The following is a 24,639-nucleotide window of genomic DNA, read 5'->3' as shown; positions in this document are numbered from 1 at the left end:
CATGACGCGAACCGGCGACAACAACCTGATCGTGGGCCTGGGGGCGACCGGCGTGTCGGTTGCCCGCTTCCTGCGTGCGCAGGGTGAGCCGTTCGCGATCACCGATACCCGCGTGGCGCCGGCCGCGCTGGAGACCGAGGGTGCCAAGGCCTGGCTGGCCGATGCCTGGGTCGGGCCGCTGGATCGACTGGACGCCGCGGGCTTTGCCCGCATCATCGTCTCGCCCGGGGTCGCACTGGAGCACCCGGTCCTGCAACGGGCGCGTGCCGCCGGTGCCCGCCTGACCGGAGACATCGACCTGTTCGCCGAGCAGGCGGGCGCCCCAGTCATCGCGATTACCGGCTCCAACGGAAAGAGCACGGTGACCGCGCTGGTCGGCGAGTTGCTGCGCGCCGCCGGCCTGCGGGTGGCGGTGGGTGGTAACTACGGCACTCCGGCGCTGGACCTGCTGGAGCAGGCCCCGGACCTGTACGTGTTGGAGCTGTCCAGCTTCCAGCTGGAGCGCAGCGACATGTTGGCGCCAGCGGCCGCCGCCATCCTGAATATCTCGCCTGATCACCTGGATCGCTACGCCGATCTGGATGCATATGTGCGTGCCAAGGCCCGCATCCTGAATCGCGCCGAGCGCGGTGTGTTGAACCGCGAGGACGCCTGGCTGCGCGAGATCACCCTGCCGCCGGGTCTGAAGGTGATCTCCTTCGGTCTCGATGCGCCGGCCGGCCCGGACGATTTCGGGGTGCGCCCGTCCAGCGCGGATGCTCCGGACCTGGTGCGCGGTGACCAGGTCCTTCTCTCGACCGGCCATCTGCGTCTGCGTGGACAGCACAACTGGGCCAACGCCCTGGCCGCGCTTGCCCTGGTCTGGCCGTGGCTGGAGGCGGGCGCGCCGCGCGCCCGCGCCATGGCGGCCCTGGCCGAGTTTGCCGGTCTGCCGCATCGCTCGCAGTGGATTGCCGAAGTGGGCGGTGTCGCCTACATCAATGACTCCAAGGGTACCAATGTCGGCGCGACCCTGGCGGCCCTGCGCGGTACGCCCGGGCCGCTGGTGCTGATCGCGGGCGGGCAGGGCAAGGGGCAGGACTTTGCGCCGCTGGCCGATTACGTCCCGGGCAAGGTCCGTGGTGTGGTGCTGCTCGGCGAGGACGCGCCAATGATCGCCCGGGCCCTGGCCTCCGTGGTCCCGGTCCAGCGCGTGGACGATATGGCCGCCGCGGTTGCGCAGGCCGCTGCCTGGGCGGAACCGGGCGATACCGTCCTGCTGTCGCCCGGTTGCGCCAGCCTGGACATGTACCCGAACTATCAGGCGCGCGGCGACGACTTCGCGCACGCGGTCCGGGAGCTGGCAGCATGAGTATCTCCAGCACCCGCCTCGGACTCCCGGATCGCGGCCTCGTCGCCGGCTTGCGCGACCACGTCGATCTGCCCCTGCTGGCCGTCGCGGCGATCCTGCTGGGCATCGGCCTGGTGATGGTCGCGTCCGCCTCCATGGGGCTGGGCGAACGTTATTTCGGCAACACCTGGCACTTCTTCCAGCGCCAGGTCATCTTCGCCGCCATCGGGCTTGCGGTGGCGACCTTCCTCTGGGTGGTCCCGCTGGCGCGCTGGGAACGCGCCGGGCCGTGGCTGCTGATCCTGGTGATGGCGTTGCTGATCGCAGTGCTGATCCCGGGCGTCGGGCGCACGGTCAACGGTGCGACTCGCTGGATCCCGCTGGGGATGTTCAACCTGCAGGTCGCCGAGCTGGTGAAGCTGCTGGTGGTGATGTACCTCGCCGGCTACATCGTGCGTCACTATTCGACGCTCCGCTTGCACTTCCTCGGTTTTATCCGCCCGCTGATCGTTCTTGGGGTGGGCACCATCCTGCTGTTGCTGCAGCCGGACTTCGGCGGCGCCGCGATCATGCTGGCGATTGGCATGGGCATGCTGTTTCTGGCCGGTGCGAAGCTTTGGCAGTTCGCCGCGCTGGCGGGCACCATCGCGGCGGGGATGGCGGTCGTCGCGGTCGCGGCGCCTTACCGCGTGGCGCGCCTGACGGCCTTCCTCGATCCCTGGCAGGATCCATTCGCCACCGGTTTCCAGCTGACCCAGTCGCTGATCGCGATCGGCTCCGGCGGCTGGTTCGGGGCCGGGCTCGGCAACAGTGTGCAGAAACTCTTTTACCTGCCCGAGGCGCACAACGACTTCCTGTTCGCGGTGTTTGCCGAGGAGTTCGGCTTCGTCGGTGTGGTGGCCCTCATCGCGCTGTTCGCGGTCCTGGTCTGGCGCTGCATCCAGATTGGTTTGTACGCCGAGCGCGCAGGGCATGCCTTCGGCTCGCATCTGGCCTTTGGCGTGGCCATCTGGATGGGCCTGCAGGCGTTCCTGAACCTCGCGGTGAACATGGGGCTGCTTCCGACCAAGGGCCTGACCCTGCCATTCCTCAGTTACGGCGGCAGTTCGCTGATCGTCTCGCTGGCGGCTATCGGCCTGGTGATGCGCGTGTACCGCGAGGCCCAGGTGCCGGCCCCGCGCGCCGCACCCCCGGCGCGCCGCCGGCGTGGGGGTGCCGCATGAGGGCCCCGCGCATCCTGATTATGGCCGGCGGCACCGGGGGGCATGTGTTCCCGGGGCTGGCAGTGGCCACCCTGCTGAGGGAACGCGGTGCCGAGGTGCGCTGGCTGGGCACGGCCCGCGGCGTGGAATCGCGGCTGGTGCCGGCGGCCGGGATCGAGCTGCATACGCTTCCAATCGCCGGCATCCGCGGCAAGGGCCTGGTCGGACTGGCACTCGCACCCTGGCGGCTCGGCATTTCGCTGTGGGCCGCCCTGGGTCTGATGACGCGTCTGCGCCCGGACGCCGTGATTGGCTTTGGCGGGTTTGCCGCCGGCCCCGGGGGGCTAATGGCGGCCGCCATGGGCCGGCCGCTGGCGATCCACGAACAGAACGCCGTGGCCGGTTTGACCAATCGCTGGCTGGCGAAGGTGGCGGACCGGGTCTATGCCGGCTTCGAGCACAGCTTCCCCGAGCGGGTGGCGGTCACGGTGGTGGGTAACCCGGTGCGTGCCGCGATTGCGGAACTCCCGGCGCCGGAGGCGCGCTTCGACGAACGCGAGGGCGCCCTGAACCTCCTCGTCCTGGGCGGCAGCCTGGGCGCCCGTTCGCTCAACCGCACGCTGCCCGCCGGGCTGGCGCGCGTGGCCGTGGAGCAGCCGCTGAACATCCGTCACCAGGCGGGCGAGCGCACCCTCGACGAGGCCCAGGCCGCCTATGCGGAGGCAGGTCTGGAGGCGGAGATCAGCGCCTTTATCGAAGACATGGCCGCGGCCTATGCCTGGGCGGACCTGGTGATCTGCCGCGCCGGCGCGCTCACCGTGGCCGAGGTGGCCGCGGCCGGCGTGCCGGCGATCTTCGTGCCCTATCCACATGCGGTGGACGATCATCAGAGCGCGAATGCCGAGGCCCTGGTGCAATCCGGTGCCGCCTGGCGGGTCGCGGATGCCGATCTGGACGCTCAGCGGGTCTACGAGCTGGTCGCGCCGCTGGACCGCGAGGCCCTGCGTGCGCGTGCCTTGCTGGCCCGCGCACAGGCCCGCCCCGACACGGCACGGCGCCTGGCCGATGCCTGCATGGAAATGGCGGGCGCCCGCCGGGAGGGATCGTCATGAATGCCCCGCGCCTGCCCCGCCATGCGATGCGTCGTATCCGCCGGATCCATTGTGTGGGGATCGGGGGGTCCGGCATGAGCGGGATCGCCGAGGTCCTGCATCAACTGGGATATCAGGTCTCCGGATCCGACCTCGGGCAGTCGGCGATGGTCGAACGCCTGAAGGGCATGGGCATCCCGGTGGTGGCGGCCCATACCGAATCGAACGTGGCCGATGCCGACGTGCTGGTGGTTTCCAGTGCGATCAATCCGAGCAACCCCGAGGTCCAGGAGGCGCGTCGGCGCGGCATCCCGATCGTGCGCCGCGCCGAGATGCTGGCCGAACTGATGCGCTTTCGCTATGGCATCGCGGTCGCCGGGACCCATGGCAAGACCACGACCACCAGCCTGGTCGCCAGTGTGCTGGCGGAGGCCGGGATGGACCCGACGTTTGTGATTGGCGGACGCCTGAACAGCACGGCGAGCCACTCGAATCTCGGCGCCGGGGACTATCTGGTGGCCGAGGCCGACGAGAGTGACGCGTCCTTCCTGCATCTGCAGCCGATGATCAGCATCGTGACCAATATCGATGCCGATCACCTGGGGACCTATGGCAACGACTTTGGCCAGCTGCGGGCGACCTTCCTGGAATTCCTCCACCACCTGCCGTTCTACGGCATTGCCGTGCTGTGCGCCGACGACCCGCAGGTGCGTGATCTGTACCCGGAACTGGAGCGCCCGCGCCTGACCTACGGCATCGAACAGGACGCCGACGTGCGCGCCCTGAATGTGCGCCAGGAAGGCGTGCGCATGTACTTCGACCTCGCGTTGCCCGGTCAGGCTCCGTTCCCGGTGACGCTGAACCTGCCCGGGCGCCACAACGTGCTCAATGCCCTGGCGGCGGCGGCTGTCGCGCACGAGCTGGAGGTCGCCCCCGAGGCGATCCAGGCCGCGCTGGCGCGCTTCCAGGGTATTGGGCGGCGCTTCCAGGTGCAGGAGCTGCGGACCGCACAGGGGGCCCTGACCCTGGTCGACGACTATGGCCATCACCCGCGCGAGATTGCTGCCACTCAGGCGGCCGCGCGCGATGCCTGGCCGGGCCGCCGCCGGATCACCATCTTCCAGCCGCATCGTTATACCCGCACGCGTGATCTGTTCGAGGACTTCGCCGAGGCCCTGTCCGAGACCGATGTCCTGATCCTGCTCGAGGTGTATGCCGCCGGGGAGGACCCGATCCCCAGCGCCGATGGCCGCAGCCTGGCGCGCGCCATTCGTCTGCGCGGGCGGGTGGAGCCGGTGTTTGTCGAGCGCGCAGAGGATGTGATCGGTGTGCTCGCGGGGATGCTGCGGCCGGACGATGTCGTGCTCGCCCAGGGTGCCGGCGATATTGGCCGTCTGGCCGGGCTGCTCCCGCAGCAGCTGGGAACCGCCGGCGAGGAGGAATCATGATGGCCGCCCGCGCTGTGGATTCGTCGATGACCCCGTTCGCGCAGGCAACACGTGGCCGGTTGCAGGCGCAGGTTCCGCTGGCCGGGCTGACCTCCTGGCGCGTAGGCGGCCCAGCCGACTGGCTGTTCCAGCCGGCGGACCTTGACGACCTGGTCGTTGCCCTGCGGGACCACGCTACCCATGCGCCACAGATGCCCGTGACCTTCCTCGGCCTGGGCAGCAACGTCCTGATTCGTGACGGCGGGCTGGACGGCCTGGTCGTGCATCTTTCCGGAGTGCTGAACGAGCGTCGACGCCTGGACGGCGATCGCCTGTTGCTGGGGGCCGGGCTGGCCTGCGCCCAGGCCGCGCGTTTCGGGGCCCGCGAGGGGCTGGTCGGGGCCGAGTTCCTGGCCGGCATCCCTGGGACCGTGGGCGGCGCGCTGCGGATGAACGCCGGCGCCTGGGGTGGCGAGATCTGGCCGCTGGTGGAGGCGGTCTCCACGGTGGATGCGCGCGGCGAACTGCATACCCGCACTCCCGCGGACTACACGATCGGCTACCGCAGTGTCCACGGCCCCGAGGCGGAGTGGTTCACCGGCTGCGTGTTGCAGCTGGCCGCGGGTGACCCTGACGTCGGGACCCGGCGCATCCGCGAGTTGCTGCGCGAACGATCCGCCAAGCAGCCGTTGGGGTTGCCGTCCTGCGGGTCGGTGTTCCGCAACCCGGAGGGCGATCACGCCGCGCGCCTGGTCGAGGCCGCCGGTCTGAAGGGACTGCGCCACGGGGCGGCGGAGATCTCCCCCAAGCACGCGAATTTCATCACCCACGACGGCAGCGCGCGCGCCGCCGATATCGAATGGTTGCTGCGTCATGCCCAGGACGAGGTGCAGCGGCAGTTCGGGGTGCACCTGGAGCCCGAGGTCCGGGTCCTGGGTCGGCCAGGGGCTACGCACGAGGCAAGCGAGGGAACGGCATGAGCAAGCGAAGTGCACAAGATTATGGCCGTGTCGCGGTCCTGATGGGTGGCTGGTCTGGCGAGCGCGAGGTCTCGTTGCACAGTGGTCAGGCGGTGCTGGCGGCACTGCAGCGCAAGGGCATCGATGCCCATCCCCTGGACCTGACCCGCGAGACGGCTCGCTGCCTGGCCCTGGAGAACTTCGACCGGGTCTTCATCGTGCTCCACGGGGAGTGCGGCGAGGACGGGACCCTGCAGGGCTGTCTGGACATGGCGGGCATGCCCTACACCGGGACCGGCGTGCTCGGTTCCGCATTGGGCATGGACAAGCTGGCCTGCAAGCGGCTGTGGGCGGGGAGCAATCTGCCGAGCGCCCCCTATCGTCTGCTCACGCCGGGGTTCGACCCCGACGCGGTGGCCGATGCACTGGGCCTGCCATTGATCGTGAAGCCCGCGCGCGGCGGCTCTAGCCTGGGGATCACACGGGTGGATCGGGTGGCCGATCTGCCGGCCGCCTTCGAGGCCGCGCGGCTCCAGCCGGGGCAGGTGTTCGCGGAGCAGTGGATCAGCGGACGCGAGTACACCGTCGCGATCCTCGGCAACGAGCCGTTGCCGGTGGTGGAGATTCGCACCCCGGGCGGTTTCTACGATTACCACGCCAAGTACGAGGCCGACGATACCGGCTACATCTGCCCGCCGCCGCTGGATTCCAGCGCGTTGCTGGAGTTGCAGTCCATGGCCATCGCCGCCTTCGCGACGCTGGAGGGTTGCGGCTGGGGACGAGTGGACATCCTGCAGGACGAACATGGCGAGAACTTCCTGATCGAGGTGAACACGATCCCGGGCATGACCGACCACTCGCTGGTGCCCAAGGCCGCCGCGCAGGCGGGCATCGACTTCGACGAGCTGTGCCTGCGCATCCTCGATTCCAGTTTCGAGTGTGGAGGACTGCGTTGAACGCACGCCGCACAACGCGACCCGCGCGCCGCCCGCAGGCGCGGGGACCGTCGCCGCTGCGCCGGATGGCTGGCCCGGGGCTGCGCCTGATGTCGGGCATGGGGCTGGCCGCGGTGCTGGTGCTGGGCGCGCTGGCCTGGTTGCAGTTCGACCCGGATGCCTGGTTGCCGATCGAGCATGTCGAGGTGACCGGCAATCCGCAGCATGCGGATGTCGCGGCGGTGCACGAGATGGTCCGGACCCATGCGCCGGGCTTCATCGGTGTCGAGCTCGAGCGCCTGCGCCTTGCGCTTGAGGGCCAGCCGTGGGTGGACGCAGTGCGCCTGCGGCGTCAGTGGCCGGACACCCTCGTAGTGGAGATTCACGAGCCGGTGCCGGTGGCGCAGTGGGGCGAGGACCATCTGGTCGATCGCCACGGGCGCCTGTTTGGCCCGGTGGCGCTGGATGACTGGGAGGGCCTGCCGGCACTCGCCGGGACCGACGGGCGCCAGGTGGTGCTGATGCATCGCTACCTGGAGGTCTCCGCACGCCTGGCCGATGCCGGGCTCGAGGTCGCCGGTCTCGAAGAGGGGGAACGCCACGACTGGACCATCCACCTGGCGGACGGCGTACGCGTGCTGATGGGGCGCGATGCCGATCTGGCACGACTGGGGCAACTGGTCCGCGCGGCCCCGGCGATTCGCGACTATCGCGAGGCCCCGGTGGAACGGATCGACCTGCGTTACCCCCACGGGCTGGCCGTGGCCTGGGCGGATGCGGCGGAAGACGGTGCGGGGAACGCCCGATGACACGAACGACAGGACGCAGAAAGATGATGGCAAAGAAGTCGGAACCCGGTCTGATCGTCGGCCTGGACGTCGGCACCTCGAAGATCGAGGCGGTGGTCGGGGAGCTGACCGAGGAAGGCGAGATCGAGATCATCGGCATCGGTTCCTCGCCCTCGCGCGGGTTGAAGAAGGGCGTGGTCGTGAACATCGAGTCCACCGTCCAGTCGATCCAGCGCGCGGTGGAGGAGGCCGAGCTGATGGCCGGTTGCGAGATCCACTCGGTCTATACCGGGATCGCCGGCTCGCACATCAAGAGCTACAACTCCACCGGGGTGGTCGCGATCAAGGACGGCGAGGTGGTCGCCGGCGACGTGGACCGGGTGATCGACGCCGCGCGCGCCATCGCCATCCCGGCCGACCAGCGCATCCTCCACGTGCTGCCGCAGGAATACATCATCGACGAGCAGGAGGGCATCCGCGAGCCGATCGGCATGTCCGGGGTGCGGCTGGAGGCCAAGGTGCACCTGGTCACCGGGGCGGTCTCCGCCGCGCAGAACATCGTCAAGTGTGTGGAACGCTGCGGGCTGCGGGTGGACGACATCATCCTCGAGCAGCTCGCCTCCAGTTACTCGGTCCTGAGCGAGGACGAGAAGGACCTGGGTGTGTGCCTAGTGGACGTCGGCGGTGGCACCACGGACATCGCGGTGTTCGCCCACGGCGCGATCATGCACACCGCAGTCATCCCGATCGCCGGCGATCAGGTCACCAACGACATCGCGGTCGCGCTACGCACCCCGACCCAGTACGCCGAAGAACTCAAGATCAAGTACGCCTGCGCGCTGCGCTCGCTGGCCGATCCGAGCGAGAGCATCGAGGTGCCCGGTGTCGGCGATCGCGCCGCGCGCCGACTGTCGCGCCAGACGCTCGCCTCCGTGGTCGAGCCGCGCTACGAGGAATTGTTGCAGCTGGTGCAAGCGGAACTGCGCCGCAGCGGCACCGAAGAAATGATTGCCGCCGGAGTGGTGCTCACCGGTGGCTCGTCCCGAATGGAAGGTGTGGTGGACCTCGCCGAAGAGGTCTTTCACATGCCCGTACGCCTGGGGGTGCCGCAACGCGTCACCGGGCTCCTGGATGTTGTGAAGAATCCGATCCACGCGACGGGGGTGGGGCTGTTGCTCTACGCCCGCGAGTCGCGTGCGGAGCAGGAGGCCCGGCCCGTGAGCAGCGGGTTCCAGGGCGTATGGGCGCGCATGAAGCGCTGGTTTTCCGGACAGTTCTGATGATCGGGGCCCCGGAATTTTAGGAGGCCGGACCGCTCTCCGGCCATGACGCAGGTAAACAGAAGTTTATGTACTACACACGCAACGAGAGGACGCAATCATGACGTTCGAACTGATGGACACCTATAGCCAGAACGCGACGATCAAGGTCGTCGGCGTTGGGGGCGGCGGCGGCAATGCCGTGCAGCACATGGTCAACTCGCAGCTGGAAGGCGTCGATTTCATCTGTGCCAACACCGATGCCCAGGCTTTGAAGAGCCTGGATTCCAAGACGCTGCTGCAATTGGGCGGCGACATCACCAAGGGCCTGGGGGCCGGGGCGGATCCGTCGGTCGGTCGCGAGGCTGCACTGGAGGACCGTGAACGCATCCAGGATCTGTTGCAGGGCGCCGACATGGTCTTCATCACCGCCGGCATGGGCGGTGGTACGGGTACCGGTGCCGCCCCGGTGGTGGCGCAGATCGCCAAGGAGATGAATATCCTGACGGTCGCGGTGGTCACCAAGCCGTTCCCGTTCGAGGGCAAGCGCCGCATGCAGGTCGCGATGTCCGGGATCAAGGCGCTGACCGAACAGGTCGATTCCCTGATCACCATCCCCAACGAGAAGCTGCTGACGGTGCTGGGCAAGAACACCACGCTGCTGGATGCCTTCAAGGCTGCCAACGACGTGCTGTTCGGCGCGGTGCAGGGCATCGCCGAGCTGATCACCCGTCCGGGTCTGATCAACGTCGACTTTGCCGACGTGCGCAACGTGATGCGCGAGATGGGCATGGCGATGATGGGCACCGGCACCGGCACCGGCGAGGATCGTGCGCGCGAGGCCGCCGAAGCGGCGATCGCCAGCCCCTTGCTGGAGGACATCGATATCTCCGGTGCGCGTGGCATCCTGGTGAACGTGACTGGTGGCATGGATGTCGGGATCGGCGAGTTCGAGGAAGTCGGCGAGGCGGTGAAGGCCCTGGCCTCGGAAGATGCCAATGTCGTGGTCGGGACGGTCATCGACCCCGAGATGACCGACGAGCTGCGGGTGACCCTGGTGGCCACGGGGCTTGGCGCGCCAGCGACGCAGTCCGAACGGCCGCAGGTGCGAGTGGTCGATGCCCAGCCGAAGAGGGCCGTCGGCTCCGATGTCGAAGTCGACCTCGACCAGCCGACCGTCAAGCGGCGCGGCGGTGACAACCTGGCGGTCGACTACAATCAGCAGCAAGGCATTGATGTGCTGGATATTCCGGCCTTCCTGCGTAAACAAGCCGACTGAGCGCGGCTGTACATGCAGGGCGAGCGGAATCCTGCAATAATGCGGTAATCGTTGTGTGCATGAGGAGCCCGGGAGGGCCCGGGCTCCCCTTATGCGCTCTCCTGGAAGAGAGAGGCTCAATTCGTTGATCAGGCAAAGAACGCTCAAGAACAGCATTCGGGCGACCGGAGTGGGACTGCATACCGGAGAAAAGGTGGTGCTGACCCTGCGTCCGGCTCCGGTGAATACCGGGATTGTGTTCCATCGCTGCGATCTTGATCCGTCCGTGGAGATTCGCGCCTGTGCCGACAATGTCGGCGACACGCGGCTGTCCACCACGCTGGTCAATGGAGACGTCCGGGTTTCGACCGTGGAGCATTTGCTCTCGGCCATTGCCGGATTGGGAATCGACAACCTGCATGTCGATGTGAGCGCCGCCGAGGTGCCTATCATGGATGGCAGTGCCGGTCCCTTCGTGTTTCTGCTGCAGTCCGCCGGGCTGAAGGAGCAGGACGCGCCCAAGGAATTCATTCGGGTCAAGCGCAGCGTGGAAGTCCGCGAGGACGACAAGTGGGTGCGCTTTGATCCTTACGAGGGGTTCAAGGTCGGTTTCTGTATCGATTTCGAACACCCGATGTTTACCGACGGAAGCCAGCGCGCAGAGCTGGACTTCTCGTCCACCTCCTTCGTGAAGGAGGTCTCGCGTGCCCGGACCTTCGGGTTCATGCGCGACATCGAGGCCCTGCGGGCGAATCAGCTGGCGCTGGGCGGCAGCCTGGACAACGCCGTGGTCCTCGACGACTACAAGATCCTCAACGAAAACGGGCTGCGCTACGACAACGAACTGGTCAAGCACAAGATCCTCGACGTGGTCGGGGACCTGTACCTGCTCGGTCACAGCCTGATCGGTGCGTTCACTGGCCACAAGTCCGGGCATGCGCTGAACAACCAGCTGATCCGTCAGCTCCTGGCCGACGAGACCGCCTGGGAAAAGGTGACCTTCGAGGACCCGAGCGAACGCCTGCCGATCTCCTTCGGTCAGCTGGCACCGACTCCAGCGGGCTGACCTCACCCTGGAACACATGTTCCAGGGTGAGGTAGGTCAGTCGGGCTTCGGTGACGGCCTGGCCGCCCGGGCGAGGCGTTCGAGGGCGCCGGCCAGCCCGGGGTCCTGGATGCTGCTGGCGGTATCGGCGAGGATGCGGCGGGCCGCATCCGGGATCTCGCGGCGCTCCAGTCGCGTGGTGGGCTGGGGGGGGCGTGGGGTGTTGGTCAGCCGGATACGTATCTGTTCGATGCCCTCGAAGCCCGCGGCACGCAAGGTCTTGAGCAGTTCGCGCTGCTGGAAGCGCAGTTCGGTGGCCAGCCCGCGGTTCGCGCAGATTGCGACCAGGGTGTCCTCGCGCAGGGTGAACGCCAGTCGGCCAGCCTGCAGGGCGTTGCCGACCAGTCCCTCGAGGGCGCGTTCCACGCCGCGGTCGCGGCTGGAGTGCGCGGAAAAGTCGCGGGCGATGAAGCGGGTAATCCGCTGCGGCGTCATCGAGGGACTCCGGCAGTCCGCGGCGGAAGGAGTGAGAGGAATCGCATGCAGCTGATCGTACTACGTCCGGATGGTCTTTGTGCACGTCTTCCGTTGTGGGGCGTGGCGCTGGCGGGCACCCTGCTCGCGCTGCTGGTGGTGGCGGCGGTTGTGACCGCCTACCTGGCGGGGCAAAGCCAGCGCGAGGTGGTCAGGATCCCGGTCGCAAACACGCTGGATCCGATCGTGGTGGAGACGGCCGAACGCGAGGCAGCACGTGAAGGTTTGAACTACCTGGTTGACCGTGTGGTCGCGCTGGAACGCCAGCTGACGCGGGTGGATCTGCGCCTCCGCTCGGTTGGCGACTCCCTGGGGCTGGACGTGGCCGCACTGGAGCCGGAAGTTGGCGGCCAGGGCGGCCCGCTGCTGGACGGACCGGGTTCTCCGCTGGAGATCCATGACCGCTTGCTGGCGCTGGAACACCTTCTGGGTCGTCGCAGCGCCGCCGTAGAGACGGTAGGTTCCGAGCTACGCCAGGAGGCGGCTCGCGAGGCGCTGTCCCCGCAGTTTCGCCCGGTGGAGGATGACGCCTGGATTAGCTCGGCGTTTGGTTATCGCGAAGACCCGTTCACCGGGAACCGCCGCTTCCACTCGGGGATGGATTTTGCCGGGCGGCCAGGCTCGGACATCCGCGCCGCGGGCGGTGGTCTGGTCGTATTCGCGGGCCGCCGGAGCAGCTACGGCAAGCTCGTCGAGATCGCGCACGGCGGCGGCTTGAATACGCGCTACGCACACAACGCGGAAATCCTGGTCGAGCCCGGGCAGCGCGTGGAGGCTGGCGAGGTGATCGCGAAGATGGGGCGCACCGGTCGCGCGACCGATACCCACCTGCACTACGAGGTGGTCGACGCCGGCCAGGCCCTGAATCCCTATCATTTTCTCCAGGATCGGGACTGACCCTCCGCGGTCCTTCTCGGCCCCGCAGGGGCATGACCGGCTGCGCGTCTCTTGGCCACAGCGTTTCCCTGACGGATCGTTTATCCTAGCCGGGTTTCAGCCAACCCTTTCGGATCCCCATGGTCAAGCAGCTCGTACAGAAGATTTTCGGTAGTCGCAACGATCGCATCCTCAAGCGCTACACCCGCGCGGTCGAGCGCATCAATGCCCTGGCCGATTCCACCGAGGCGTTGTCGCAGGACGAGCTGCGTCACAAGACACAGGAATTCCAGCGCCGCCTGGGCGAGGGCGAGAATCTGGAGAAGCTCCTGCCGGAGGCCTTCGCGGTCTGTCGCGCGATGAGTGCCCAGGTCCTGGGGCTGCGCCACTTCGACGTCCAGTTGATCGGCGGTATGGTTCTCAACGACGGTCGCATCGCCGAGATGCGCACGGGTGAGGGCAAGACCCTGGTCGCGACCCTGCCTGCCTATCTCAATGCATTGACCGGCGACGGCGTGCATGTGGTGACGGTGAACGACTACCTGGCCCGCCGCGATGCGGCCTGGATGGGGCGGCTCTACCACGCATTGGGTCTGACGGTCGGAGTGGTGAATAGCTCCGGCGGTCTGGGGGTGGATTCCGCCTCCTATCTCTTTGACCCGGAGTACCACGCAGAAGAAGGCGGGTTCGATCAGATGCGTCCGGCGACCCGGCGCGAGGCCTATGCCGCCGATATTACCTACGGCACGAACAACGAGTTCGGCTTCGACTATCTGCGCGACAACATGGCCTTCTCGGCCGATCAGCGCGTGCAGCGCGCACTCAACTTTGCGGTGGTCGACGAGGTCGACTCCATCCTCATCGACGAGGCGCGGACCCCGCTGATCATCTCCGGCCCCAGCGGCGACAGCTCCGAGCTCTACGAGCGGCTGAACACCATCCCGGCCCAGCTGACCCGTCAGGAAGACGAGGAGAGCGAGGGTGACTACTTCGTCGACGAGAAGGCCAAGCAGGTCTTCCTCAGCGAGGAGGGTCACGAGAAGGCCGAAGAACTCCTGCGCCAGGCCGGCTTGCTGGAGGAGTACCAGACCCTGTACGACTCTGCGAGCATCGCGGTACTGCATCACCTGAATGCGGCCCTGCGTGCCCACGCGCTGTTCCACCGCGATGTCGACTATCTGGTACGCGACAACAAGGTCCAGATCATCGACGAGTTTACCGGCCGCATCATGGGTGGCCGGCGCTGGTCGGAGGGGCTGCACCAGGCGATCGAGGCCAAGGAAGGGGTTCCGATCCAGCGCGAGAACCAGACGCTGGCATCGATCACCTTCCAGAACTATTTCCGCCTGTACGAGAAGCTCGCAGGCATGACCGGTACGGCCGATACCGAGGCCTACGAGTTCCAGACCATCTATGGCCTGGAAGTGGTCGTGATCCCCGGCAACAAGCCGCTGGTGCGCGACGACATGCAGGACCTGGTCTTCCTGACCCAGGAGGAGAAGTACACCGCTATCATCAAGGAGATCCAGTGGTGCGTGGATCGCGGTCAACCGGTCCTGGTGGGGACGGCCTCGGTGGAGAGTTCCGAGCGGCTGGCTGAAGCACTGAAGAAGACCGGGATCTCGTTCGAGGTGCTAAACGCCAAGCAGCACGAGCGCGAGGCCGCGATCATCGCCCAGGCGGGTCGCCCGAAGGCGGTGACGCTGGCAACCAACATGGCCGGGCGTGGTACCGATATCGTGCTGGGGGGGGCGCTGGATGCCGAACTGGCCGAAGTCGACCCGGACGACAGTGCCCAGCAGGAGGCAATCCGGGCCGACTGGCAGGCCCGTCATGACACGGTGATCGAGGCCGGTGGTCTGCACATCATCGGCTCCGAGCGCCATGAGTCGCGACGGATCGACAACCAGTTGCGCGGGCGTTCCGGCCGCCAGGGTGACGCGGGCTCCAGCCGCTTCTTCCTGTCGCTGGAAGACAACCTGATGCGGGTGTTTGCATCCGAGCGTGTGCGCAGCCTGATGCAACGCCTGGGCATGAAGGAGGGCGAGGCGATCGAGAACGCCTGGGTCTCGCGCGCCATCGAGAACGCGCAGCGCAAGGTCGAGGCGCATAACTTCGATATCCGCAAGCAGCTGCTGGAATACGACGACGTCGCCAATGACCAGCGCCGGGTGATCTACGACCAGCGTGCCGAATTGCTGACCACCGAGGACATCAGCGAAACCATCGACACCTTGGTGGAGGATGTGGTCAATGCCCTGATCAACCCGTACATGCCGCCGGGATCGATCGAGGACGAATGGGACATCCAGGGTCTGCAGCAGGCCCTGAACGGCGAGTTCGGGCTCGACCTTCCGGTCCAGCAGTGGCTGGACGACGAGGATGACCTGCACGAGGAGCCGTTGCGCGAGCGGATCATCGGGCATGCCCGCGCGCTGCTGACCCGGAAGCGCGAGCAGCTGGGTGACGAGACCATGAACCGCCTGCAGCGCGACGTGATGCTGCAGGTCTTGGACAGCCAGTGGAAGGAACACCTGGCGGCGATGGACTACCTGCGCCAGGGTATTGGGCTGCGTGGCTACGCCCAGCGCAACCCGAAGCAGGAGTACAAGAAGGAAGCCTTCGCGATGTTCCAGTCCCTGCTGGAACGCATCAAGCACGACGTGGTGAAGTTCCTGCTGCGCATGCAATTGCGCTCACCGGAGGAGGTCGAGGCATTGCAGCCGAAGAAGGCGGCCCCCGCCGAGGATGATCTGCAGTTCCAGCACCAGAACCCCGACAGCCCCCTGAAGGCTGGAGCCGAAGGTGACGCCGAGCCGCGCGAACCGGTTGCGAGCGGCGAGGCCCCCTACCGACGCGACGAGCCCAAGCTGGGCCGCAACGAGCCCTGCTGGTGTGGTTCGGGCAAGAAGTTCAAGCATTGCCACGGCAAGCTGTAGGGAGACACTGAGCCCATGGCCGTAGGATTGAACGCCCCGGAGGCGCTGCAACCGGTACCGGGGATTCGCGTGGCCGCGGTCGCGGCAGGGATTCGCTATCCCGGGCGCGACGATCTGGCGTTGATCGATGCCGGCCCCGACGCGACCGTTGCGGCCCTTTATACCAACAATGCCTTTCGCGCCGCGCCGGTCGTGGTTGCCGCGGAGCACCAGGCGGCGGGCGGGGCACGCTGGCTGCTGATCAACGCCGGTAATGCCAATGCCGGGACCGGTGCGCCCGGGCTCGCCGCCGCGCGCACCTGCTGCGAGGCCCTGGCCGCGGTTACGGGCGACCCGGCGGAGGCAGTCCTGCCCTTTTCCACCGGGGTGATCGGCGAGCCGCTGCCGGTGGAACGCATCATCGGGGCGCTGCCCTTGCTGCACGCGGGCCTGGCGCCCAATGCCTGGATGCAGGCGGGACGCGCCATCATGACCACTGACACCGTGCTCAAGGGTGTCAGCCGTCGGGTCGCACTGTCGCAGGGCGAGGTGACCCTGACCGGTATCGCCAAGGGTTCGGGGATGATCCACCCCGACATGGCGACCATGCTGGCGTTTATCGGGACCGACCTTGCCATCGAGGCGCAGGCGCTGGACGGTCTGCTCCGCGAGGCCAATCGCGACAGCTTCAACGCGATCACCGTGGACGGGGATACTTCCACAAACGACGCCGTGGTGGTGATGGCCAGTGGCGCGAGTGGGGCGGGGCTCGTCACAGCGGAGGACCGGGTCGCATTTTCCGCGGCTCTGGACGCGGTCTGCCTGGAGCTGGCCCAGGCGATCGTCCGGGATGGCGAGGGCGCCACCAAGTTCGTGACCGTCGAGGTGGTGGGTGCGCGGTCGCGTGAGGAGGCGGCGCAGGTCGCCGAGACCGTCGCGCTGTCCCCGCTGGTCAAGACTGCGCTGTTCGCCTCCGATCCCAATTGGGGCCGCATCCTCGCCGCCGTGGGGCGCGCCGGGGTGCCGGATCTGGTGATCGAGCGCGTGGCGATCCGTGTGAATGACGTCGAGATTGTCCGCGACGGCGGGCGTGCCCCGGAATACGCCGAGGCCGACGGCCAGCGTGCCTTCGACGCCGAGGAGATCCACATCCGGATCGATCTGGGCCGGGGTGACGCACGGACGCGCAAGTACACCTGCGACTTCTCCCACGAGTACGTGCGCATCAATGCCGAATACCGGTCCTGAGCCGGCGTCTTCCCCTCCGGTCGAGGTCGCGATCGGACTGATCCGCGACAACCAGGGTCGCGTGCTGGTTACGCGTCGCAAGGACGCGCAACACCTGGCCGGACTGTGGGAGTTTCCCGGGGGCAAAATCGAGAGCGGCGAACCCCCCACGGTGGCTCTGCAGCGTGAACTCGACGAGGAGCTTGGCGTCGGCGTCGATTCGGCGGTTCAGTGTCTGACGATCGAGCACGACTATGGGGCGCTCGCGGTTCGTCTGCATGTGTTCCGCGTCACGGCCTGGTCGGGTGCGCCCCATGGCCGCGAGGCCCAGCCTATGGAGTGGCGTGCCCCGCTGGACCTGGACCCCGCGGATTTCCCGGCGGCGAATCGCCCGATGCTCAACGTCTTGCGCCTGCCCGAGCGTTATCTGATCACACCGTCACCGGACGACGCCGCGCAGGCCGCTGCCATCGCCGACCAAGTAACCCAGGCCCTGCGTGCGGGCCAGGCTGACATGGTTCAGGTGCGTGCGCCGGACTTGGGCCGGGTCGACTATGGCGACTTTCTCGCGGCGATCACAGGGCCCGCCGATGCCCTGGGCATCCCGGTCCTGGCGAATGCGCCACCGGATTGGCTGGCGGATTTTCCGCGGGTGGGGTTGCATCTGCCCGAGCGGCGTTGGCGCGCGCTGGATGCGCGTCCGGCGTCCGGTGGCTGGGTGGCCGCCTCGGTGCACGACCGTGCCGGTCTCGAGCGGGCGGCGGCCCTGGGGCTGGATTTCGTGGTGCTGGGGCCGGTGCAGGCGACCGCGACGCATCCCGGTGCCGAGGCGCTGGGCTGGGGGCGTTTCGCGGACTGGGTGCGGGGTGCGGCGCTGCCGGTCTATGCGCTCGGCGGGATGTCTGCCGTCAGCCTGCCCCGGGCGCGGGCGGCCGGGGCGCAGGGTATTGCGGCCATTCGGGGCTTGCTGGACTGAATCCGGGCCTTCCAGGCGCCCAGGGCCCTGCCTCAGATCGCGCAGCAGCAGAGCCGGAACGGCACGTCTACATGCGCCGGTACGGGGCGTTCGCGGAAATCGCCGGGGGCGAAGAAGCGCACAGTAAAGCGCTGGCGCCCGCCGCTGATTTCCGGGTAGACCCCCAGAGCGGGGTCGACCGTCACCCGGATCAGTTGCCACGCGTGGGCGGTATCGAGATTGCGCTCGAAGTACCCGTCCTCGGCGGTCACCGGCTCCGCGTTGCCCGAGTGGCGCATGTAGCGCAGCACCTGGGCGGTCGCCTCGGCCACGGTGTTCAGCGGTTGGAACCATTCCAGAAGAAGCTCGGTGCGCGCCTGATTCGGCTGGGCCAGCCAGTAGTGGTAGATCGGCAGGTCGAAGTCGAAGGCCCCGCCGGGCAGGGCCATGCGCTGGCGCACGCTGGAGAAAAACTCGCTGCCGCGCACGCGGTGATCGAGCGCGCCGGCCTGTTCCTCCAGGGCATCGTGCAACCGCTTCTGTGCATCCATGGTCTCGCGAAAGCGATCGGCATCGATGCCCGGCTGGTTGGCCAGTCGGGTCAGGTTGACCGTCTGGCGCTCGATCTCGCCCATCAGCTCGCGCTTGATGTCTACCCGGGTGACCAAGGCATAGATGTCCACCAGCGAGACCAGGGCCTCGTGATGATCGAAGGCCCGCCCGGACTCCAGTGCATCCCCGAAGCGTGCGTTCAGGGCCTCCAGCCGCAGCAGGAGGCGTACACGTTCATGCAGCGGTTGTTCAAAGGTCAGGGATTGGCTCACGACGGACCCGTTGGGCAGGAGGACTGGAGGCGCATGCTGGTCCAGGAACTTCCGCAGTATCAGCTATTCGGGGGGCGGTTTTCCACCCGCGAGCGGATGGTGGTGGCCAGCTCGCGCAGGGCAGTGTCGCGTTCTGCTACCTGGTTCGCCAGTTCGGCATCCGACGTCTGTTCGGTATTGAGGATCTCGCTGTCCCCGCGTCGGCGGCGCTCGGCGGGGTTCATCTGGACCTCGAGGATGGCCTCTACCTCGGCGCTGCTGCGGCCATCCCGCTGGGTTACGCGTGCGATCTGTTCGCCGGGCTCGCAATGGACCACGACGACGTGATCGAAACGCGCCTCCCAGCCGGCCTCGAACAGCAGGGGTACCACGATCACGGCATAGGGTGTGGTCTCTGGTAGCGCGGCGAGGCGTTGTTCGATAGCGGCCTCCACTGCCGGGTGAACCAGTGCCTCCAGGGCCTGGCGTTCGGCCGGGTCGGCAAAGATCCGGCTGCGCAAGGCGCCGCGGTCCAGGTGGCCGCGGGCATCGAGTATGCCGGGGCCAAAGCGGTCCACGATGGCCGCGTAGAGGTCGTGTCCTGGGGTCTGGAGTTCGCGGTTGAGGGTGTCGGCATCCAGTACCGGTGCCCCGAGGCTGGCGAAGAGCCCTGCAACGCGACTCTTGCCGCACCCGATCCCCCCGGTGAGTCCGACTCGCAGCATGACGTTGGCCTAAAACCCTTGCGGGAAGTAGAGGGCCAGCAGCTCGTCGCCCCAGATCAGCGCGAGCCACCCGGCGGCGGCGAGATAGGGTCCGAACGGGATCGGGATGTTGCGATCGCGTCCGCGCAGCAGGATCAGCGCGATCCCGACCACCGCGCCGACCAGTGAGGCCAGTAGCAGGATGACCGGCAGGGCCTGCCAGCCGAGCCACGCGCCCAGTGCCGCCAGCAGTTTGAAGTCACCGAAGCCCATGCCCTCCTTGCCGGTCAGCAGGCGGAAGCCGTGGAAGATCAGCCATAAGGTCAGGTAACCGGCCGCAGCACCGATCACGGCGGACTGCAGGTCGGTGAAGGTACCGGGGATGTTGACCAGCAGCCCGAGCCACAAAAGCGGCAGGGTGAGCTGATCGGGGAGTAGCGTCGTCCGGGCATCGATCCCGGAGGCGGCGATCAGTACGGCCGTGAAGACCAGCGCCAGTAGCCCGGCGCTACCGGGCCCCAGGTGCCAGACCGTTACCACGAAGAGCAGCGCGGTGAGTGCCTCCACTGCGGGATACTGCCAACTGATGCGGGTGCCACACCCGGGGCAGCGACCGCGCAGGAACAGGAAGCTGAGAATGGGCACGTTTTCCAGCGCCCGGATCGGGCGCTGGCATTGCGGGCAGCGCGAGCGCGGGCGGATCAGGTCGAAGCGTTCGCGCTCGTCGTTCGGCGCGTGCTCGAGAATCGCGCGCGCCTCGGTCTCCCATTCGCGTTCCAGCATCACCGGGAGGCGTGCGATCACCACGTTCAGGAAGCTGCCGATCAGCAGCCCGAACACCCCGGCAACCGGCAGTGCCCAGCCGCCCAGTTGGGCTCCGATCTCGGCCAGCATCCCCTAGATCACCTGACCCATCTGGAAGATGGGCAGGTACATGGCGATGACCAGGCCGCCGACCAGCACGCCGAGGACCACCATGATCAGCGGCTCCAGCAGGCTGGACAGGCTGTCCACGGCGTTGTCGACCTCTTCCTCGTAGAAATCCGCGACTTTCGACAGCATTGAATCCAGCGAGCCGGATTCCTCGCCAATCGCGACCATCTGCACCACCATGTTGGGGAACACGGCGGTATTGCGCATGGACCACTGCAATTGGCCGCCGGCCTCGGTCTCGTCGCGCATGCGCAGGGTGGCTTCGCGGTAGACGGCGTTGCCGGTGGCGCCGGAGACCGAGGTCAGGGCATCCACCAGCGGGACCCCGGCGGAGAACATGGTCGACAGCGTTCGCGCAAAGCGGGCGATGGCGGCCTTGCGCAGGATCGGGCCGAAAGCCGGGGCCTTGAGGACCATGATGTCGAGGAAACGGGCGAAGCGTGGCAGCCGCCGCCGGGCCTGAACGAAGACGAATCCGATGGCGACCATGACCCCGAGGATGGCCCACCACCAGCTCTGGGTGAACTCCGAGAGGTCGACCACCATGCGGGTGAATACCGGGAGGTCGGCACCGAAGCCGGTAAACAGGGCCTCGAACTGCGGGACCACGTAGATCAGCAGGATCGCGGTCACCACGATAGCGACCACAACCACTGCGGCCGGATAGAACAGGGCCTTCTTGATCTTGCCCTTCAGGGCCTCGGTCTTTTCCTTGTAGGTGGCGACCTTGTCCAGCAGGGTCTCGAGTGTCCCCGCCTGCTCGCCGGCCTCGACCAGATTGGTGACCAGGTCGTCGAAATGTCTTGGGTGCTTGGACAGGGCCTGGGCAAACGTCTCGCCGCCCTCGACGTCTGCCTTCAGTTTCAGGACCAGATCGCGCATCGCGGGCTTCTCGTTCCCGCGGCCGACGATCTCGAAGGCCTGCACCAGGGGCACGCCGGACTCCAGCATCGTGGTCATCTGGCGCAGGAAGTAGGCGATGTCTGCGGGGACGACCTTCTTTTTTCCACCGGAGAGAAGCGACTTTGGCTTCTTGCGGATCTTGATGACGTTGATGCCGTTCTTGCGCAGCTCGGCACGGGCCGTGGCCTCGTTGTCGGCCGGAGTCTCGCCCTTGATCCGGGCGCCGTTCTTGTTCAGTCCTTCCCAGGTGTAGATCGTCCCGGAGTCGGCCATCCCCCTGTCCCCCTGTAGCTGGTGACCCGTGCCGGTTGCGGCACTAGTCCTTGGTCACGCGATTGACTTCCTCGAGGCTGGTCAGCCCCGCCATTACTTTCACGAGGCCGGCGCGTCGCAGGTCCTCGATGCCTTCCTTTTCTGCTTGTTCTGCGAGCTGCATGGAGTTGTAGCCCTCCAGGATGCCGCGCTGCATGTCGTCGCTGATGGGCATGACCTGGTAGATCCCCAGCCGGCCCTTGTAGCCGTTGGTGCATTGGTCGCAGCCCACCGCGCGATAGGAGACCACACCGTTCTGGATGTCGGCGTCGGTAAAGCCTTCCTTGCGCAGCGCCTCTTCCGGGAGCTTTTCCGGTTCCTTGCAGTTCGGGCACAACCGTCGCGCCAGCCGCTGGGCAATGATCAGCAGGATCGAGGAGGCGATGTTGTACGGTGGCACGCCCATGTTGGCCAGACGGGTGAGCGTCTGCGGGGCGTCGTTGGTATGCAGCGTGGAGAGCACAAGGTGACCGGTCTGGGCCGCCTTGATGGAGATCTCGGCGGTTTCCAGGTCGCGGATTTCCCCGACCATGATCACGTCCGGGTCCTGGCGCAGGAACGCGCGCAGCGCGCTGGCAAAGGTCAGACCCACCTTCGGGTTGATGTTGACCTGGTTGACCCCGGGCATGTTGATTTCCGACGGGTCTTCCGCAGTGGAGATGTTGCGGTCGGCGGTGTTCAGGATGCCGAGCCCGGTGTACAGCGACACGGTCTTCCCCGACCCGGTGGGGCCGGTGACCAGGATCATGCCGTACGGGCGGCTGAGCGCCTTGAGGTAGGCTTCCTTCTGATGTTCCTCGTACCCCAGCTGGTCGATGCCCATCGCCGCGCTGCTGGGATCGAGGATACGCATCACGATCTTCTCGCCGTAAAGCGTCGGCAGGGACGAGACACGAAAATCGATCGCGCGTGTACGCGACAGTTTAAGCTTGATGCGCCCGTCCTGCGGCACGCGGCGTTCGGCGATGTCCATGCGCGACATCACCTTGACGCGCGCAGTGATGCGCGGCGCAAGGGCATTGGGTGGGTGGGCGACCTCGTGCAGCACCCCGTCAATGCGGAAGCGCACGCGGAAGTCCTTCTCGAAGGGCTCGAGGTGGATATCCGACGCCTTGCGATTGATGGCGTCCATCAGGACCTTGTTGACGAAACGCACCACCGGGGCGTCATCCGCGCCCTCGGCGGTGTCGGAGGAATCCTTGTCATCCTCCCCGCCGGATTCGATGGCCAGCCCGTCGAGGCCGTCGTCGCCAAGGTCGTCCATCAGCGACGAGGCGGCACTCAGTGCCGTGTCGATCAGGCGGTCGAGCTTGTGTGGCTCGACCAGGACGGCCTCGACGGGCATGCCGGTGGCGAACTTGAACTCGTCGGTGGCGCCGAGGTTGGTCGGGTCGGAGACGCCGATGTAGAGGCGATTGCCGCGTGCCATCAGTGGCAGGGCATGGTGCTTCTGGATCAGCTTCTCGTTGAGGTGATCCTTGGGCAGCAGTTCCGCATCGAAGCTCCCCAGGTCGAATACCGGGAGCCCGAACTCCTCGGCGGCGGCCTCGACCAGGCGGGCTTCCGCCACCTGGCCCTTGCTGGCAAGCAGGGTCATCAGCGGCGTCTGCTGGGACTGGGCTTCCTCGACCAGCTGGGAGGCGATGTCCTCCGCGATCAGGCCGGCCTCGACCAGGCGCTTCGCCAGCCCGGGTAGCCGCGGTGCCGTAGTGGTATTCGCCATGGGCCTCTGCGTATACAAACCTAGTGATGGGCCACACTCTACGTGCGTCCGCGGCGGAAGGGAAACGCGCTGCCAGGCAGCCGAGAGCCCCTTGCTGAGCTCCGATCATAGGAATCAACCCTGCAAATGACAAGGCTGTGGTTCGCCCCCTCGAGGGGTAATTCAGCGGGTGCTTGACGCTGTGCTTCGCGCTGGTTCAGAATACGCGGCTTGATCGAGGAGGGATACCCAAGCGGTCAACGGGGGCAGACTGTAAATCTGCTGGCTCAGCCTTCGGAGGTTCGAATCCTCCTCCCTCCACCATCGGGTTTTTCAAGCCAGCGGCCAGAAGCGGACGGTGGTGCGGCAAGCCAGGGTTCTGCGGGTGTAGTTCAATGGTAGAACCTCAGCCTTCCAAGCTGATGATGTGGGTTCGATCCCCATCACCCGCTCCAGATTTGGCCCGCACGATGTCGGGCGAGGCCCTGGCGGTAGTTCGGCTCATGTAGCTCAGTCGGTAGAGCACTTCCTTGGTAAGGAAGAGGTCACCGGTTCGAATCCGGTCATGAGCTCCATATTAATGTCAGCGTACAACCTGCGTCGCTGTTGAGTTTTAGCGTCACGATCCGGGGAAGCGAGAGATGTCCAAGGAAAAGTTCGAGCGTAAGAAGCCGCATGTGAATGTGGGTACGATTGGTCATGTGGACCATGGGAAAACGACGCTGACGGCGGCGATGACGGCGGTGCTGGGCAAGAAGTACGGTAGTGAAGCCCGTGCATTTGACCAGATCGACAATGCGCCGGAAGAGAAGGCGCGCGGTATTACGATTGCGACCGCGCACGTCGAGTACGAATCCGACCTTCGTCACTATGCGCACGTCGATTGCCCCGGTCACGCGGACTACGTGAAGAACATGATCACGGGTGCGGCGCAGATGGATGGCGCGATCCTGGTGGTGTCGGCGGCCGATGGCCCGATGCCGCAGACCCGCGAGCACATCCTGCTGGCGCGTCAGGTCGGTGTTCCGTACATCGTGGTGTTCCTGAACAAGGCCGACATGGTCGATGATCCGGAGCTGCTGGAGCTGGTCGAGATGGAAGTACGCGACCTGCTGTCCTCGTACGACTTCCCGGGTGACGACACCCCGGTCATCACCGGTTCCGCGCTGAAGGCGCTGGAAGGTGACGAGAGCGAAGTGGGCGCCCCGGCGATCTACAAGCTGGTCGAGGCGATGGACACCTGGATTCCGGAGCCGGAGCGTGCCGTGGACGGCGCGTACCTGATGCCGGTGGAAGACGTGTTCTCGATCTCCGGTCGCGGCACCGTGGTGACCGGTCGTATCGAGCGCGGCGTGGTGAAGGTGGGCGAAGAGATCGAGATCGTCGGCATTCGCGACACGCAGAAGACCACCGTCACCGGTGTCGAGATGTTCCGCAAGCTGCTGGATCAGGGCGAAGCGGGCGACAACGTCGGCATT

Annotated in this window: 21 protein-coding genes and 3 tRNA genes; 18 read left to right on the top strand and 6 right to left on the bottom strand. The window is 66.7% G+C overall.

Going from position 1 to position 24,639, the window contains the following annotated elements:
* The first annotated feature begins 1 nt into the window (after position 1).
* The 10 genes from murD to lpxC all read left to right on the top strand — a co-directional run bounded on the left by murD (position 2) and on the right by lpxC (position 11,315).
* Positions 2-1,351: a UDP-N-acetylmuramoyl-L-alanine--D-glutamate ligase gene (gene murD / locus D573_RS0112820; RefSeq protein WP_018939020.1), complete on the top strand. Its 1,350-nt coding sequence runs from the start codon at positions 2-4 to the stop codon at positions 1,349-1,351.
* The gene (gene ftsW, locus D573_RS0112815) at positions 1,348-2,553 is read left to right on the top strand and encodes a putative lipid II flippase FtsW (RefSeq protein WP_018939021.1); all 1,206 of its coding nucleotides are present in this window, start codon (positions 1,348-1,350) and stop codon (positions 2,551-2,553) included. The genes murD and ftsW overlap by 4 nt, the downstream gene beginning before the upstream one ends.
* Entirely contained in the window at positions 2,550-3,644 is a 1,095-nt protein-coding gene (gene murG, locus D573_RS0112810) for an undecaprenyldiphospho-muramoylpentapeptide beta-N-acetylglucosaminyltransferase (RefSeq protein ID WP_018939022.1), read from the top strand. The genes ftsW and murG overlap by 4 nt, the downstream gene beginning before the upstream one ends.
* A complete protein-coding gene (gene murC, locus D573_RS0112805; RefSeq protein WP_018939023.1) occupies positions 3,641-5,071 on the top strand; it encodes a UDP-N-acetylmuramate--L-alanine ligase in 1,431 nt (476 codons plus the stop codon). Before murG ends, murC begins: the two co-directional genes overlap by 4 nt.
* A complete protein-coding gene (murB, locus tag D573_RS0112800) occupies positions 5,068-6,030 on the top strand; it encodes a UDP-N-acetylmuramate dehydrogenase (protein WP_018939024.1) in 963 nt (320 codons plus the stop codon). The genes murC and murB overlap by 4 nt, the downstream gene beginning before the upstream one ends.
* Complete coding sequence (locus D573_RS0112795; RefSeq protein ID WP_018939025.1) at positions 6,027-6,965, top strand: D-alanine--D-alanine ligase; 939 nt, start codon at positions 6,027-6,029, stop codon at positions 6,963-6,965. Before murB ends, D573_RS0112795 begins: the two co-directional genes overlap by 4 nt.
* Positions 6,966-7,030: 65 nt before the next feature.
* Positions 7,031-7,753, top strand: coding sequence for a cell division protein FtsQ/DivIB (locus D573_RS0112790; protein WP_018939026.1), 723 nt, complete (start codon positions 7,031-7,033; stop codon positions 7,751-7,753).
* A gap of 23 nt (positions 7,754-7,776) precedes the next feature.
* Positions 7,777-9,012, top strand: coding sequence for a cell division protein FtsA (gene ftsA, locus D573_RS0112785; protein ID WP_018168223.1), 1,236 nt, complete (start codon positions 7,777-7,779; stop codon positions 9,010-9,012).
* Between the two features lie 100 nt (positions 9,013-9,112).
* Positions 9,113-10,270, top strand: coding sequence for a cell division protein FtsZ (ftsZ, locus tag D573_RS0112780; protein ID WP_018144460.1), 1,158 nt, complete (start codon positions 9,113-9,115; stop codon positions 10,268-10,270).
* Between the two features lie 124 nt (positions 10,271-10,394).
* Positions 10,395-11,315 (top strand): UDP-3-O-acyl-N-acetylglucosamine deacetylase, encoded by a 921-nt coding sequence (lpxC, locus tag D573_RS0112775; protein ID WP_231362625.1) that lies wholly within the window; start codon positions 10,395-10,397, stop codon positions 11,313-11,315.
* A gap of 36 nt (positions 11,316-11,351) precedes the next feature.
* Here the strand turns inward: lpxC and D573_RS0112770 are convergent, their stop codons facing one another.
* Positions 11,352-11,789, bottom strand: coding sequence for a DciA family protein (locus D573_RS0112770; protein WP_018939028.1), 438 nt, complete (start codon positions 11,787-11,789; stop codon positions 11,352-11,354).
* Positions 11,790-11,834: 45 nt separating this feature from the next.
* Here D573_RS0112770 and D573_RS0112765 point away from each other — a divergent pair, with 45 nt between their 5' ends.
* The 4 genes from D573_RS0112765 (at position 11,835) to D573_RS0112750 (ending at position 17,825) form a co-directional block, all read left to right on the top strand.
* A complete protein-coding gene (locus tag D573_RS0112765; RefSeq protein ID WP_018168221.1) occupies positions 11,835-12,725 on the top strand; it encodes a M23 family metallopeptidase in 891 nt (296 codons plus the stop codon).
* A gap of 119 nt (positions 12,726-12,844) precedes the next feature.
* Entirely contained in the window at positions 12,845-15,643 is a 2,799-nt protein-coding gene (secA, locus tag D573_RS0112760) for a preprotein translocase subunit SecA (protein WP_018939029.1), read from the top strand.
* Positions 15,644-15,658: 15 nt separating this feature from the next.
* Positions 15,659-16,870 (top strand): bifunctional glutamate N-acetyltransferase/amino-acid acetyltransferase ArgJ, encoded by a 1,212-nt coding sequence (gene argJ, locus D573_RS0112755; protein ID WP_018939030.1) that lies wholly within the window; start codon positions 15,659-15,661, stop codon positions 16,868-16,870.
* Positions 16,851-17,825, top strand: a complete 975-nt coding sequence (locus tag D573_RS0112750; protein WP_018939031.1) for a Nudix family hydrolase — start codon at positions 16,851-16,853, stop codon at positions 17,823-17,825. Before argJ ends, D573_RS0112750 begins: the two co-directional genes overlap by 20 nt.
* A 32-nt stretch (positions 17,826-17,857) precedes the next feature.
* Here the strand turns inward: D573_RS0112750 and zapD are convergent, their stop codons facing one another.
* From zapD to pilB, 5 genes are read right to left on the bottom strand one after another with little or no spacing between them, the layout of a single operon-like run.
* Positions 17,858-18,628, bottom strand: a complete 771-nt coding sequence (gene zapD / locus D573_RS0112745) for a cell division protein ZapD (protein WP_018939032.1) — start codon at positions 18,626-18,628, stop codon at positions 17,858-17,860.
* A gap of 59 nt (positions 18,629-18,687) precedes the next feature.
* Positions 18,688-19,332, bottom strand: a complete 645-nt coding sequence (gene coaE, locus D573_RS0112740) for a dephospho-CoA kinase (RefSeq protein ID WP_018939033.1) — start codon at positions 19,330-19,332, stop codon at positions 18,688-18,690.
* Between the two features lie 9 nt (positions 19,333-19,341).
* Positions 19,342-20,205: an A24 family peptidase gene (locus D573_RS0112735; protein WP_018939034.1), complete on the bottom strand. Its 864-nt coding sequence runs from the start codon at positions 20,203-20,205 to the stop codon at positions 19,342-19,344.
* 3 nt (positions 20,206-20,208) lie between these two features.
* The gene (locus D573_RS0112730) at positions 20,209-21,420 is read right to left on the bottom strand and encodes a type II secretion system F family protein (protein ID WP_018144450.1); all 1,212 of its coding nucleotides are present in this window, start codon (positions 21,418-21,420) and stop codon (positions 20,209-20,211) included.
* 43 nt (positions 21,421-21,463) lie between these two features.
* Complete coding sequence (pilB, locus tag D573_RS0112725) at positions 21,464-23,182, bottom strand: type IV-A pilus assembly ATPase PilB (protein WP_018939035.1); 1,719 nt, start codon at positions 23,180-23,182, stop codon at positions 21,464-21,466.
* Between the two features lie 218 nt (positions 23,183-23,400).
* On the opposite strand from pilB, the gene D573_RS0112720 reads away from it, so the two are divergent.
* The 4 genes from D573_RS0112720 to tuf all read left to right on the top strand — a co-directional run.
* A tRNA-Tyr gene (locus D573_RS0112720) sits at positions 23,401-23,485 on the top strand.
* A gap of 57 nt (positions 23,486-23,542) precedes the next feature.
* Positions 23,543-23,616: transfer RNA gene (locus tag D573_RS0112715), tRNA-Gly, on the top strand.
* A gap of 44 nt (positions 23,617-23,660) precedes the next feature.
* Positions 23,661-23,736, top strand: a tRNA-Thr gene (locus D573_RS0112710).
* Positions 23,737-23,802: 66 nt separating this feature from the next.
* A partial coding sequence (gene tuf, locus D573_RS0112705) for an elongation factor Tu (protein WP_018939036.1) occupies positions 23,803-24,639 on the top strand: 837 nt, incomplete at its 3' end.

This window comes from Thioalkalivibrio sp. AKL9, from assembly GCF_000377825.1.
Taxonomy (GTDB): Bacteria; Pseudomonadota; Gammaproteobacteria; order Ectothiorhodospirales; family Ectothiorhodospiraceae; genus Thioalkalivibrio; species Thioalkalivibrio versutus.
Note: the sequence above shows the minus strand (reverse complement) of the source record. Positions and strands in the feature narration are given on the sequence as shown.

What these genes read in the sequence shown, in the direction of transcription:
- murD (WP_018939020.1), top strand. Translation starts at nt 2, where the DNA reads ATGACGCGAACCGGCGACAACAACCTGATCGTGGGCCTGGGGGCGACC.
- ftsW (WP_018939021.1), top strand. Translation starts at nt 1,348, where the DNA reads ATGAGTATCTCCAGCACCCGCCTCGGACTCCCGGATCGCGGCCTCGTC.
- murG (WP_018939022.1), top strand. Translation starts at nt 2,550, where the DNA reads ATGAGGGCCCCGCGCATCCTGATTATGGCCGGCGGCACCGGGGGGCAT.
- murC (WP_018939023.1), top strand. Translation starts at nt 3,641, where the DNA reads ATGAATGCCCCGCGCCTGCCCCGCCATGCGATGCGTCGTATCCGCCGG.
- murB (WP_018939024.1), top strand. Translation starts at nt 5,068, where the DNA reads ATGATGGCCGCCCGCGCTGTGGATTCGTCGATGACCCCGTTCGCGCAG.
- D573_RS0112795 (WP_018939025.1), top strand. Translation starts at nt 6,027, where the DNA reads ATGAGCAAGCGAAGTGCACAAGATTATGGCCGTGTCGCGGTCCTGATG.
- D573_RS0112790 (WP_018939026.1), top strand. Translation starts at nt 7,031, where the DNA reads ATGGCTGGCCCGGGGCTGCGCCTGATGTCGGGCATGGGGCTGGCCGCG.
- ftsA (WP_018168223.1), top strand. Translation starts at nt 7,777, where the DNA reads ATGATGGCAAAGAAGTCGGAACCCGGTCTGATCGTCGGCCTGGACGTC.
- ftsZ (WP_018144460.1), top strand. Translation starts at nt 9,113, where the DNA reads ATGACGTTCGAACTGATGGACACCTATAGCCAGAACGCGACGATCAAG.
- D573_RS0112770 (WP_018939028.1), bottom strand. Translation starts at nt 11,789, where the DNA reads ATGACGCCGCAGCGGATTACCCGCTTCATCGCCCGCGACTTTTCCGCG.
- D573_RS0112765 (WP_018168221.1), top strand. Translation starts at nt 11,835, where the DNA reads ATGCAGCTGATCGTACTACGTCCGGATGGTCTTTGTGCACGTCTTCCG.
- secA (WP_018939029.1), top strand. Translation starts at nt 12,845, where the DNA reads ATGGTCAAGCAGCTCGTACAGAAGATTTTCGGTAGTCGCAACGATCGC.
- argJ (WP_018939030.1), top strand. Translation starts at nt 15,659, where the DNA reads ATGGCCGTAGGATTGAACGCCCCGGAGGCGCTGCAACCGGTACCGGGG.
- D573_RS0112750 (WP_018939031.1), top strand. Translation starts at nt 16,851, where the DNA reads ATGCCGAATACCGGTCCTGAGCCGGCGTCTTCCCCTCCGGTCGAGGTC.
- coaE (WP_018939033.1), bottom strand. Translation starts at nt 19,332, where the DNA reads ATGCTGCGAGTCGGACTCACCGGGGGGATCGGGTGCGGCAAGAGTCGC.
- D573_RS0112735 (WP_018939034.1), bottom strand. Translation starts at nt 20,205, where the DNA reads ATGCTGGCCGAGATCGGAGCCCAACTGGGCGGCTGGGCACTGCCGGTT.
- D573_RS0112730 (WP_018144450.1), bottom strand. Translation starts at nt 21,420, where the DNA reads ATGGCCGACTCCGGGACGATCTACACCTGGGAAGGACTGAACAAGAAC.
- pilB (WP_018939035.1), bottom strand. Translation starts at nt 23,182, where the DNA reads ATGGCGAATACCACTACGGCACCGCGGCTACCCGGGCTGGCGAAGCGC.